Annotated in this window: 10 protein-coding genes; 2 read left to right on the top strand and 8 right to left on the bottom strand. The window is 60.1% G+C overall.

Annotated elements, in window-relative coordinates:
• Positions 1-8: 8 nt before the first annotated feature.
• Together kdsA and SynRS9907_RS00790 are read left to right on the top strand one after the other, a co-directional pair.
• On the top strand, positions 9-857 hold the full coding sequence (gene kdsA, locus SynRS9907_RS00795; protein ID WP_188021510.1) for a 3-deoxy-8-phosphooctulonate synthase: 849 nt from the start codon (positions 9-11) through the stop codon (positions 855-857).
• Between the two features lie 24 nt (positions 858-881).
• Positions 882-1,712: a sulfotransferase family protein gene (locus SynRS9907_RS00790; protein WP_188021509.1), complete on the top strand. Its 831-nt coding sequence runs from the start codon at positions 882-884 to the stop codon at positions 1,710-1,712.
• Positions 1,713-1,736: 24 nt separating this feature from the next.
• Here SynRS9907_RS00790 and SynRS9907_RS00785 read toward each other — a convergent pair whose 3' ends face one another.
• From SynRS9907_RS00785 to SynRS9907_RS00750, 8 genes are all read right to left on the bottom strand, one after another.
• Complete coding sequence (locus SynRS9907_RS00785) at positions 1,737-2,591, bottom strand: sulfotransferase (RefSeq protein ID WP_188021508.1); 855 nt, start codon at positions 2,589-2,591, stop codon at positions 1,737-1,739.
• Complete coding sequence (locus SynRS9907_RS00780; RefSeq protein ID WP_188021507.1) at positions 2,588-3,712, bottom strand: glycosyltransferase; 1,125 nt, start codon at positions 3,710-3,712, stop codon at positions 2,588-2,590. Before SynRS9907_RS00780 ends, SynRS9907_RS00785 begins: the two co-directional genes overlap by 4 nt.
• The gene (locus SynRS9907_RS00775) at positions 3,709-4,968 is read right to left on the bottom strand and encodes a glycosyltransferase (RefSeq protein ID WP_188021506.1); all 1,260 of its coding nucleotides are present in this window, start codon (positions 4,966-4,968) and stop codon (positions 3,709-3,711) included. The genes SynRS9907_RS00780 and SynRS9907_RS00775 overlap by 4 nt, the downstream gene beginning before the upstream one ends.
• Positions 4,961-6,115, bottom strand: coding sequence for a glycosyltransferase (locus SynRS9907_RS00770; protein WP_188021505.1), 1,155 nt, complete (start codon positions 6,113-6,115; stop codon positions 4,961-4,963). Before SynRS9907_RS00770 ends, SynRS9907_RS00775 begins: the two co-directional genes overlap by 8 nt.
• A complete protein-coding gene (locus SynRS9907_RS00765; RefSeq protein ID WP_188021504.1) occupies positions 6,112-8,367 on the bottom strand; it encodes a glycosyltransferase in 2,256 nt (751 codons plus the stop codon). Before SynRS9907_RS00765 ends, SynRS9907_RS00770 begins: the two co-directional genes overlap by 4 nt.
• 6 nt (positions 8,368-8,373) lie before the next feature.
• Entirely contained in the window at positions 8,374-10,191 is a 1,818-nt protein-coding gene (locus SynRS9907_RS00760) for an ABC transporter ATP-binding protein (protein ID WP_188021503.1), read from the bottom strand.
• A gap of 81 nt (positions 10,192-10,272) precedes the next feature.
• Positions 10,273-11,310 (bottom strand): glycosyltransferase family 1 protein, encoded by a 1,038-nt coding sequence (locus SynRS9907_RS00755; protein WP_188021502.1) that lies wholly within the window; start codon positions 11,308-11,310, stop codon positions 10,273-10,275.
• 16 nt (positions 11,311-11,326) lie between these two features.
• Entirely contained in the window at positions 11,327-12,040 is a 714-nt protein-coding gene (locus tag SynRS9907_RS00750; RefSeq protein ID WP_115081491.1) for a heme oxygenase (biliverdin-producing), read from the bottom strand.
• Positions 12,041-12,060: the final 20 nt, after the last annotated feature.

The following is a 12,060-nucleotide window of genomic DNA, read 5'->3' as shown; positions in this document are numbered from 1 at the left end:
TCAAGACCGTGGCACAGCAGATCCAACTGGGCGAGATCACCTTCGCAAACGATCGCCCCTTCGCCCTTCTTGGTGGCGTCAACGTTCTCGAAGATCTGGATTTCGCCCTGCGCTGCTCAAAGCACTACAAGGATGTGTGCGAGCGACTGAACATCCCTCTCGTCTTCAAGGCCTCCTACGACAAGGCCAACCGCTCATCGATTCACTCCTTTCGCGGCCCCGGCCTGAAACATGGATTGGAGATCCTTCAGGCGGTCAAAGACACCCATGGCATCCCGGTGATCACGGATGTCCACAGCCCTGAGGAGGCAGCTGCCGCCGCCAAGGTGGCCGACATCATTCAGCTGCCTGCCTTCCTCGCCCGTCAGACCGATCTGGTTCGCGCCATGGCTGAAACAGGGGCAGTCATCAACATCAAGAAGCCGCAGTTCCTCAGCCCGGAGCAGATGCGCAACATCGTGGACAAATTCCGCGAATGCGGCAATGAACAGCTGTTGCTTTGCGAGCGAGGGACCAACTTTGGTTACGACAACCTCGTCGTCGACATGCTGGGCTTCGGCGTAATGAAACGCACCTGCGACGACCTGCCCTTGATCTTCGACGTAACCCATGCTCTGCAATGCAGAGATCCAGGTGGTGCTGCCTCAGGCGGACGCCGCACGCAAGTGGTTGACCTGGCCCGCTCAGGCATGGCGGTTGGTCTGGCTGGTTTGTTCTTGGAAGCCCACCCAGACCCAGCCAAAGCACGATGCGATGGCCCCAGCGCCCTACCACTCGATCAGCTGGAGCCATTTCTGACGCAGGTCAAAGCCATCGATGATCTGGTGAAAGGAATGCCAGACCTGCACATCAACTGATGCCTGTTGGCACGGGAGAACTTCTTGGCCTCTGACGCAACCTTTCTGCTCGGCGTTGGCGCCCAGAAAGCAGGAACCTCCTGGCTGCACGATCAACTGAACCGCAGGAAGGATGCCGATTTCGGCTTCCTGAAGGAATACCACGTCTTCGATGCTCTGGAGCTGGAGCACTTTTCCTCCTTCCGGCCCAAGAACCCCACACCATTGAAGTGGCGCACCTGGCGTCGGGCACGGTTCATGGAACAACCCGAGCGCTACTTCGACTACTTCGCATCACGGCTCAAGCCACCTCAGATCCGACTCACGGGAGACATCACCCCCTCTTATGCCGGGTTGAGCGCGGAGAGCTATCAACGCATCCAGAAGGCCTTCGCGCAACGCGGCGTGCAAACGCGGGCGGTGTTCATCATGCGCGACCCAGTGGAACGGTTCTTGTCGCAGCAACGCATGCAACTGCGCAAGCAGGGCTTGCTATCCCCCAAGCATGAAATCGAGCACCTGAACAAGGCCAGCCTCAAACTGCTCAAGCGTGACTCTCCTCGGAACGATTACCCCGCCACCCTCGATGCCCTTAAGAACGGGTTCGCTGCATCAAATGTCTTCATCGGCTTGTACGAAACCCTTTTCACCGCAGACAACCACCGTGCGTTGTGCCGCTGTCTGAACATTGCGGAGCAGATCCCCGAACTGAGCCACCGGGTGAATGCCAGTCAGGCCACCACAGCTGTTCCAACGGAGGTGTTACGGCGTCTTGGCCAGCACTTCACCCCGTTGGTGACGGCGGTTCAGGAACGGTGTCCGGATCTCGGCATTGAGCAGCACTGGGCCACCGCGATGACCTGGAGAGACGCCTAAGGCGACCCACCGCACAGCAGCCCGTCACAGCAAACCGTTGGAATACACCAGGCGGCGATTCATGCGAGCCACGTTGGGCAAAAGCAAGCCGAGATGGGCAGCCGTGGGTGCCGGTGCTCCTAACCAAGCGCCGTCGTAGGCGATTGTTCGACTGCGCTCCGCATCAAAACGCACCCGATTGCCCGCAAGGATGTGGCTGCTGCTGTTCTGGCCGGGAGCCAGCATCGCCTCCTGAAAATCGATGGACAGCCAGGTGGAGAGCAACTCCAAACTGCGCTGGGGTTGAAGCGCAAATTCCTCATACCCCAGATGAAACACCGGGTAAGGAGACTGCCGGAAAGACCGTTCGAACTTGGCGTTGACACGCCACCAACGCGCCAGCTGACGCATGGCAGGCCAGCGCAGACCGGACTTGCGGCCGGCCCTGGCGCGGGAATGCACCCAGGAACGCACATCGCGCACGAGATGGATGATCCGGATGTCAAACATCGCCTCGGGCAACCGCGTCATCTCCAGATCGTCCTGGTACGAATCCACATGCCAGACGGCCCCGCCGTCGTGGGGGGAACCCTTCAGCAGCCGCAGCACTTTCTCCTGCATCGGCATTTGGTCGTGCAGGCGAAGCCACTCAAGCTGAGGGCCCCAGATGGGGCACTCCGCCGCAACGACCCCACAGGTGCAACGTCGCTCAAACCGATGGGCACCACGAAGTTGGCTGGGCCCGCGATGCTCATCCCCCGGCTTTGGCGTCGCCAGAATTCGTGCCGCTTCACCCAGGCCGATGATCTGTGGATGCGCCCCAAGGGCCAGATCCAGCATGGTTGTACCGCTGTGGCCGAGCCCCCGGATCAGCAGCAACTTCAGACGTTTGCTGCTCATGGTCTGTGGTCCACCAGATCGTTGAGCAGCATGGTGATCTGATCCACGTGGTGCTTCACGGTGAATCGTGCCTGGGTCCGACGTTGACCGGCAGCCCCCCAAGCAGCGGCAAGTTCCGGACGATCGGCCAGCAAGGCCATGGCCTCCGCCATCCCCCACAGATCGCCTTCCTCCACCAGCCTTCCGGTCTGTTGATCCACAACCACATCTGGAATCCCGCCATGACGGGTCGCCACAACGGGCAGACCACAAAGCTGGGCTTCCATCACGGAGACCGGGCATCCCTCCTCATCACCATCTTCCGCTGTGCGGGAATGCTGCACAAACACCCGTGCACGCCTCATCTCCTGCACCACTGCATCCGGCGAAAGAACACCTGGGAACTCAACAAGATGCTCAAGTCCCAGCTGGTGAGCCCTGTCCTGCACGACGGAAAGGAGAGGTCCATCACCCACCATCACCAGGCTGCAGGCATCAGCATGATCCGTCAGGCCTTGCAAGAGAGCAAAAGCCTCCAGGGTGTCCAGCGGCCCTTTTTTGGCCACAAAGCGTCCCACCGCCAGAAACCGCGGAGGCATGGATGCGGGAGTAGCTCCCTGAAACCGCCGCTCATCGGCACCGGATGGACTGATCACGAGCTGTGCCGGCTGGGCTCCGAGGGAGATCAATCGGCTCCGCATCGTTTGGTTCTTGACGATCACAGCCGAGGTGAGCTGAAACAATCGGCGGTAGCGCGGCTCGAGGCGCTTCAGGTAGCGCTCCGCTGAGGCATCGGCGCCGCGGAAGTGAACCGCCAGGGGCACTCCCATACGAGCCAGCTCCATCACCCTGACGGCATGGAAACCGAACTCCACCATCACCACATCCGGCCGGTGGCGTTTCACCAAAAGCATGGCCACGATTGAAGTGGGAAGTGTGGCCAGCCGAAGCCAGCCCAAGCGGGTGCAGACTTTGCTGGTCAGCACCGCCAGGCCATAGAGGGCTTTGAGGGGCTCGCTCCAAGGCATCTCATCCCCGAAACAGGCCTCTACCGCAAAGGGCAAGCGGGCCAGATTGGCGCGCACAAAGGTTTCCGTCCGCGCCCGTCGGGTCGGGGCCAACACCAGGACACGAGCGGTCATGACAACGCCAGGATCGACCGCCAGAGCGGTTCCAACTGGGGCCAATCCAACGCAGCAATTCGTGCCTTGGCCGCTGCCCCCATCCGCCGGCAACGGTCTGGATCCGAAACCAGCGCCTGCATGGCTTCCGCTAGAGCGGCCGGATCATCGCTGGGAACGACCAATCCGCTGATCCCGGGCTCAACCACCTCTAAAGGGCCAGGAGATGCGTCCGTCACGATCACGGCCAGACCGGCAGCCATGGCTTCCAGCAGAGCATTGGGCATGCCTTCAAAACGGGAGGGAAGCACAAACACGGCAGCTTCCGCCAGGAACTGATCTGGATCCGAGCGAAAGCCCAGGAAGCGCAGCCGACTGGAGACCCCCAGATCCTTGGCCTGTTGCTGCAACGCCTCACGCTCGGGCCCATCACCCACCAGGTTGACGGGCCATGCAGCTGCGGATCCGCTCAGCTTCGGCAGAGCAGCGACCAAGACATCCAGGCCTTTCTGGGGCACCAACCTGGCAACACTGATGAAGCCAGAGGCCCGCGCTTGTTCTCCACGAGCCACAACCTTGGAGGCACCGGGCAACGGATTAGGCAGAAGGGCCAATCGCTCCCAAGCCCCCATGGAGTCCAAAGCCGAGAGAACGCCGGCTGTGTTGGCGGTCACCACATCGGCCCGGCGATAGGCAAGCGGCCGCAGACGCTGCCACACCTCCGGCAGCAGCTGAAGCGAGGGGTCGTTGCGCTCCGATACAACAAGGTGGATCGGCAAGTCCCAAGCAGCACAACAACAGGTGATGTTGGTGCGGGTCAGCAGAGCCAAAACCCGATGGGGCCGCTGACGACGGAACTCCCGGCGTAACTGGCGCAAACGCAAGCCAGCCGTCGCCTCGGTGCCGACATGAAAGAGCCTCATGGCGAGCCCCAGCCCCTCGGGATGGATGCAGGTTTGGAACCAACCCTCGAACCAGCGCAACTGCAGCTGGAAGAACAGGCGGATCAGCTTGTCAAGCTGCGCCAGGGCGAAACGACCAGCGCGGGCCCACCAGGCGCGATGGGTCGGCGCCCCCAGTTCAAGCCAAGGAATCCCGTCGGGAAGGGTATGGGCCACAGGATGCCCCGGGATCAGCGTCACCAGCTTCACCTTCAAGCCCTGCGCCGCAAAATGACGGGCGGCAATCAAGGCCACTTTCTGAGCGCCCCCCGCTCCGAGATGTGGCAGCACCAGCCAGAGATCATCACGGCCTGCAGCCGACACTGATTCAGTCATCACCAACCAGCTGCAACACGCCGTGCATGAAACACCGGCGCAGGCGTTCCTCGGAAAAGCGTTGCCGCACCTCCAGAGCAGCATCCCCTAAGCGCAGGCGTTGGTCTGAGTCCTCGAGTAGCTCCGACACCAGCTCAGCCCAGGTCTCCGGGGTGGCATTGTTCGCCAACAAACGACCGTCAACGCCATCGCGGATCAACTCGGCTGGGCCCTGGGGGCAGTCGGACGAGACGCAACAACAGCCGCTGGCCATGGCTTCGAGCAGCACGTTGGGAAAACCCTCGTAGCGAGAGGGGAGCAGGAACATATCGGCCCGCTCGTACCAATCCTGAACATTGCCCACCCGCCCGGGGAAGTGCAAGCGGCTGGATCCCTGGGGCAGCAAACGGCGCAACTGGGCCTGTTGGTCAACACCGTGATATGGCCCCTGATCGAGGCCAAGGATCACCAGATGCACGGCTGGATGCCGCTGCGCCAACAGGCCAAACATGGAGACCAAGCGGTCAAAGCCCTTTTGATGGGATTTGGTTCCCACAGCCAGGAGCACCTGCTGGTCAGCTCCGACATTCCGGCGGAGCAGCCAAGCGATGGGGTCGGGGTCAGGCGCAAAGCGGGGCAAAGGCCAGGCCACGGGGTTGGGCAGACAGAGTTGGGGACGCGCCCTCAAATGCTGGGCCAGCCAGTGACCCGTGGCCGCGGTTTGCACAAGATGCAGCTGGGCCCACGGATAAGTGAGCCGTCGCAGCAACCGCCAGGGCCAACTCGGCCGCTTCAAAGGGGGGAAGTTCCGTTCCGACACGATGCATGGGCAGGCCATGCCCCGCACCGCCAACAGCAACTTGATCGCCGGCAGGGTGGTCATGCCGAGAACCAGATCGGGTTGATGGCGCCGCAACCATGCGCGCAACCGCAGCACGCGAAGGGGGAAACCCAACGGCCCGAAGCGTCTTAACCAGATCGGATCTCCGGGTTCCAGAGCCCGTTGAACACCTACCGGGACGGGATAGAAATCGCGGGACGAACCATGGCGGGTGAGCACCGTGGCCTGCCAGCCCGCTTCCACAAGCCAGCGTGCAAGCAAAAGGGTGACGCGCTCGGCCCCACCGGTCTTGAGAGAATCGATATAAAGCACGACCCTTCGGGTCATGGCGTAGTCGACGTCGCAGGGTGAGACTTAAGAAAGCCCTCGAAACAAGGCAACACTCCCGGCAACCGCTCGGCCCGCCAAGCCTCGTTGACGATCTTGGCGCGAAACAGCAACAGCATCAAATCTTCGGTGGCCCTGCGCCTTGCGGCCACGTCAGCGAGGGCGGGGTCCATCAAGACGACACGCTCCATCACCTGTACGGCGAAGCCACGATGGTCTTCCTGCACCTCGCGATCGTCATGCTCCGGTCGATGGGCATGGTCATGAACGGCTTGCAACGCCTGCCTCGCCTGCCAATAGAGCGCGACATCCGCTGAAGCCCAGGCCTCAAGAGCATTGATCGCCAGCACGCGCATCAGATTCCGTGTGAGCCGGAAGGAGGTATCGGTTTCGATCATGGTGAGATCGAGGCGTGCACAGAACTGCAGCGCACGCCGCCCGAGGCGAGCAGCACCGGAGCGATCCGCCAGGGTGAGCTGAAGCCGCAGCGAGGTGGCGTAACAGGAGATCAGCAGCTTGGCGCGGTTGAAGCGATTCCCCTGGCGACACAAAGGTGTGTTGGGATCGTTTTCCAGCCCTGATGCCACTGCGTCCAACGCTGCAAGCGAAGCACGCATCAGCTCAGGGTCTTTGGCTTCAGCAGCGCGGTAAGCACACACAACCCTGCAGTAGGCGCGGTAGCTGAGGGGCAGGCGGGTGCTGGAACCCAGGGTCTCAAACAAGGCGATCTGCTCCTCCAGCGCCTTGGGCCTGGCGCCACGGCGGAACAACAGGTGGTGAAGGTGATCGGTGCGGCCGAGCTCCAGCCAGGACCGCTCCATCAGCGCCAAGGCCTCGGCATACAGCCCTTTCTGGATGAGGCGGGGAATCTGTGCATCAAGCACCTGCGGCTCAATCGGATGGTGCCCATCAATCCAGCCCAACAGCTGACGTCCGGCTTCACTGCGCCCACACCGGTTGCGCAACCGCACCGAGCGAAACAAGGCTGGCATCAACAGCCGCTGGAGTGGCCAGGTTCGGACGTGGGCCCGCAACATCGACCGACCAGTTGATGCCGCATCCAACAATCCATCCCGCTGCAGGTCAGCAAGCATCTTGCGGGTGCGGCTCTCATAGGTGTGTTCAGCAGCCAGGGCCAAACGCTGCTGCAAAGGTGGGCCATCACCCGCCAAGGCCGTCGCGATGGCGGCATCGAACGCCTCCGCATCGGGAGGGCAAAGCAACGCTCCAGAGACGTAGGGGCGCAACGCCGGAATTCGGGTGGCCACCACGGGTCGCCCAGCTGCCAGGTATTCGAAAAATTTCATCGGGAACATGTGCTGCGTGTAGGTGTTCTCCTGCAGTGGCAGCAGAGCCACATCGGCATGGGCAAGCCATGCCGGCAAATCGGCATAGGGTTGCAAACCCATGACGTGCACATTCGGCAAGGCCTGGAGGGCCGTGATGCATGTGTCCGGATCAGCCTCGCCAACAGGCCCCAACAGAACGAACGACCACTCCAAACGTTGACGGGCCAGGGCCGTCAGCATGGGCAGATCAAGCTTGTAGGAATCGATCGCGCCGACGAACATCAGGCGAGGCTTCGGGATGCCAGCCAGAGGCTCCGGAGCATGGGGCGCATCCAGAGCGGCAGCGAAATGGGCCTGATCGGCAACGTTGCCGTAGTGGTACGTGCAGGCATTCAGTCGCATCAACGACGCCTGAAGATCAGGAGACGTGGTGAACACCACATTCACCGTGCGACACAACTGGCGCTCGCTGTCAGCAATCAAGGTGGCGGGCATGCCTGGCTGGGCATGGATACGATCGACGCAGTGGTAGATGGCAGCGGAGAACATCGACGACGTCGAGGCCGCAGCGGGTCGTTTGAGGTTGAGATAACGACTGGTCAGCGGGTTGTAAGTCCACAACAGTGGCGAGCGAAAACGCAGACGCCGAAGAACCCAGGCCAGAGCACCACTGAACAGCACCCGGTTGATCCGCATCAACACCCCACGTGTCCCACCGGGAATCACCATTGGTGACCAGACCCACAAGCCCGGCTCAACCTGGCGCGGCGGGCTGAACATCCTCCTCAGACGCTTGACGATCCGCTGCCGGTCCTGACGATCAACGCGCGGGGGACGCAACCCAAGAGACTCGATGTACAGCACGCGGTGACCAGCCCGGTGTAGGGAAAGCGCGGTGTGCTGCTTGTTCGTCCACAGGCGGTGATCCCAATCCGCCGTTGCCAAGACAACGAAATCAGCCATCGGTGATCAGGTTGATTCCAATCGATTCATCTCACGGAAACTGTCTGAAATTTTGACGAGATCTTCAAAACTACCGGACGCCTTGATGCGTCCATCACTGACTTCAAACACCTGATCACATTTACGAACCGTCGACAAACGATGAGCAATCACGATCGTGGTGCAACGGCGACCAATGATGTCGAGGGCCTGCATCACTTCATGCTCTGTTTTGTTGTCTAACGCGCTTGTCGCTTCATCCAGAATCAAGACACTTGCCTTTCGATAGAAAGCACGAGCTAAGGAGAGTCGTTGACGCTGTCCTCCAGACAACTTCACACCATTCTCACCAATCATCGTGTAGAGCCCATAGGGCATCTGGCTCACAACATCATCAAATTGAGCTGCGGCAAGCGCATTCCAAACCTCATCATCGTCAATGTCGTCACCGGACTGACCGAAGGCAATGTTCTCGCGAACACTGGTATCCAACAAACGAATGTCTTGTGGAACCAAGGCACAATTGGCCTGCCATGCGGGCATCTCCTCCGCAGTCAGAGGAATCCCATCGAGGCAAAGCTCCCCAGAGCTTGGGCTGTAGAGGCCAAGAATGATGTGGGCCAAAGTTGTTTTACCACTGCCCGTACGGCCCACCAGTGCAATGCGCGAGCCAATAGGGATCGAAAGATTGATCCCCTCAAGCACAGGCTGATCTCGGCCAGCGTAGGTGAAACCGACGTTGTCAAGCTGAATCAGACGACGGGGAGAAACTCCACTGGGAGAAGGAACACCCGGGCTTTGCAAGGTGAGACGTTCCGGCTTCAGCTGAAGAAGATCGAGAGCATCCTTGATCTCCGGCAAACCACCTCGCAACTTGTTCACGCTGCGGAACATGGACTGAAGCGGTCCAGAAATCCGCAGCAGCGTCACAAGAATCACTGAAATCAATGGCAAGCTCTCGCGAACACTTTCCATGTCCCCAGCCATCAGTGAAGGCCCCACACCAATCGCGAAGAGAACGGTGACAGCGACGGGTTCGATCACATAACGCGGAACATCAGGAAGCAGTCGGGTCAGACGGTCGTACCGCTTTGCGATCACTCCGTCGCGGGAAAAGCGAGACGTGAAATATTGATCTGCCGAATAAAGCTGGACATCCCGCATTGAGCGAAGGGATTCCATCAGAATCATGTTAATCCGCCTTGTGTAGCGAACCCTTTGCTTGGTTCCTAAACGCAAATAAGGAGTGATCAAGCGTGACGACACCACATAGGCCATCAACATCAGCGCAAACATCAACAGGGCTTTCCAGCCAAGAATGATGTTGACACCTACAAGTAAAACAACAACAGACAACAAATTGCCAGCAATGGTAATCAGAGGACTGATCACCGCCGTGGAGATACGATTCAAAACTCGGTTAAAACTTTCCGAGAGATTTGCTGTTCGATTTTCCGTAAAAAAGGCATAGCGCTGCCGCATCAAATTGGCATACACCCTGTTCACCAAATCGTTCCAGATTTCCGCGCTGAGCATGCTCTGCATCAGCGAAACACCGAAACGAATGATGGAGGTGAACCAAAATGCGGCAATCAGCAGACCAATCAGCCAACCCGCCTGATCCAGCAACGATCCGCCAAACACGCGAATCCCTGGGATCTGATCCTGCAGCTTCACGCCCGCAAGCAAGCCAACCATGCGAGCCATCAGGCCCACCAACAACATGTCAAGCAAGCCTTGAAGGAAAGAGGCCACAAGAACCACCCCCATCAGCCGCAGACGCCGCCGTGGCAAATGATTCAACAGAACCGCAAGATCACTGAGGGTTCTGCTCTGCATCAACATCTCCCAATGGCCAGAACTTTCGTCTGAATCAAGTTCCAGCAGTGCTTTGAAGAACTTAAGTCGGGGTCACGGGGGATGGTTTTATCCCTTCGGCCAGCCGGGCAACCGATTGACCACTCGCTGCAGCCGAGTGAACAGCTGCTGCAGACGCAACCGCCACGTGGGAGGAGTGCTCAAGAATGGCCCCGACGCAGCTTCCAGAGCCTCCAGATGAACGAAGGCATCCCGCCAGCGTTCCAACAGGGAAGCTTCTGAACACTTCTGCAGCAGCACCTCCAGGCGATCGCCGGCGGGTCGCCAGTGATGAGGAGAGGCAACGGCAGCCTTGATCCTCTCGAGATCGAAATCAAGCCGCCCACAACCGATCTGATGCATGGTGTGACCAGGGTCGCCGTAGTCCGCCAGGGCGTGATTCAGGCTGCTGAACACAACGCATCCACAGGCCAACGCTTCAAGCGGCGGCAATCCAAAGCCCTCGGTCACGCCGCGGCCGCGCCAGTACTCCGCCGAGTCGTAGAGGTACACGGTGGAGCCATTGAACAGACCCACCAGGTCATCCACCCAGCCCTTCTGGACCTCCACCACGAGGCCCGCCTGTCGCAACGCCGGCACCAGTTGCTTCAGCACATAGGGGCTGCTCTTGCGGGCCTGCACCAGCACATCGATCGGTCGACGCTGGCCGATTGAACGGTCGCCACGGTCGAGCCAGTCCTGGCCCAGGGCATTCGAAACCAGGAGCAGCGGATTGCGGGGAGCTTTGTTGCCCCAATAGCCCAAGGTGTTGCGGCTGACGGCCAACACCGGAACACCTGGCGGCAAGTCAAAGCCGTACTCGCTGCTGTGGGCGTGGTACGCAACCCGACGGCCTTTGAGCCGTTGGATCAAACCGGGCACATCAAAGCCCCAGCTGACCACCCAGAGAACCTTGGGATCCGGAGGCTCCAGGCGAAGGCAGTCGTCCAGGTACCGATGGTCGGGTGAACGTTCGCGGTAGGTGACGAGTTCCGTCGGGCACAGACTCGCCACCAGTCGGGCCGTCTGCTGTTCGACACTGAGTCCGCCACACCGGAACCTGGCACTGGTGCCGGGAACCAGAAAGCGGACAAGCGCAGGGGCCAACGACTTAGACAGCGAATCAGGCCGCAACAGCCTCCGTGCTGCCGGCCCGCTGACGGCGGGTGAGGAAACCAAACAGCACCTTGCCAATGGCGGCGACCAGGTTTCCCTCCAGTTCCTTGAACATGTTCATGTTCAGGTGGAAGGCGTGATTGGCCTCTTCAACGATGCGATCGGCCATGGCCTGATCGATCGGCAGCGTGTCCATGGCCGAGCGATAGGTCGTCTTGAACGCTTTCTCATCGGCGATGTCGTCGAAGACGTAGAAGCGCAGGCCCGCATCACCCTCCATGTTCATCGCCTTCTGGGCAATGTTCTTGAGGATCTGACCACCGGAAAGATCACCGAGGTAACGGGTGTAGTGGTGACCCACCAACAGCTCGGGTGACTCCTGGGCCACGGCATGAATGCGCTCCACGTAGGCCGCTGCCGAAGGGGATGGCTGGATGTCGTCCTTCCAGCTGTCGCCGAAGTAATAGGTGAGGTCTTGCTCGAGTGCCTCACGACGGTTCAGCTGGGTCATGGCAACCGGACCCACCACCGGATGATCGGTCAGCTTGCCGATCTCCTCCTCCATGGCGGAGTAGACGAAATACAGATCAGCCACCAGCTTGCGGTAGCTGGCCTTATCAACGACTCCCTTCAGAAAGCAGCTCACGAAGCCGGTGTTCTCCGCCATGGTGTGCGACTTTTTCGTGCCTTCCCGGAGCTGGGCAGCAAGGGCGACAGACATGATTGCGAGAAATGGCCTGA

Source organism: Synechococcus sp. RS9907 (assembly GCF_014279615.1).
GTDB lineage: Bacteria > Cyanobacteriota > Cyanobacteriia > PCC-6307 > Cyanobiaceae > Parasynechococcus.
Note: the sequence above shows the minus strand (reverse complement) of the source record. Positions and strands in the feature narration are given on the sequence as shown.

What these genes read in the sequence shown, in the direction of transcription:
- SynRS9907_RS00785 (WP_188021508.1), bottom strand. Translation starts at nt 2,591, where the DNA reads ATGAGCAGCAAACGTCTGAAGTTGCTGCTGATCCGGGGGCTCGGCCAC.
- SynRS9907_RS00780 (WP_188021507.1), bottom strand. Translation starts at nt 3,712, where the DNA reads ATGACCGCTCGTGTCCTGGTGTTGGCCCCGACCCGACGGGCGCGGACG.
- SynRS9907_RS00775 (WP_188021506.1), bottom strand. Translation starts at nt 4,968, where the DNA reads ATGACTGAATCAGTGTCGGCTGCAGGCCGTGATGATCTCTGGCTGGTG.
- SynRS9907_RS00770 (WP_188021505.1), bottom strand. Translation starts at nt 6,115, where the DNA reads ATGACCCGAAGGGTCGTGCTTTATATCGATTCTCTCAAGACCGGTGGG.
- SynRS9907_RS00765 (WP_188021504.1), bottom strand. Translation starts at nt 8,367, where the DNA reads ATGGCTGATTTCGTTGTCTTGGCAACGGCGGATTGGGATCACCGCCTG.
- SynRS9907_RS00760 (WP_188021503.1), bottom strand. Translation starts at nt 10,191, where the DNA reads ATGTTGATGCAGAGCAGAACCCTCAGTGATCTTGCGGTTCTGTTGAAT.
- SynRS9907_RS00750 (WP_115081491.1), bottom strand. Translation starts at nt 12,040, where the DNA reads ATGTCTGTCGCCCTTGCTGCCCAGCTCCGGGAAGGCACGAAAAAGTCG.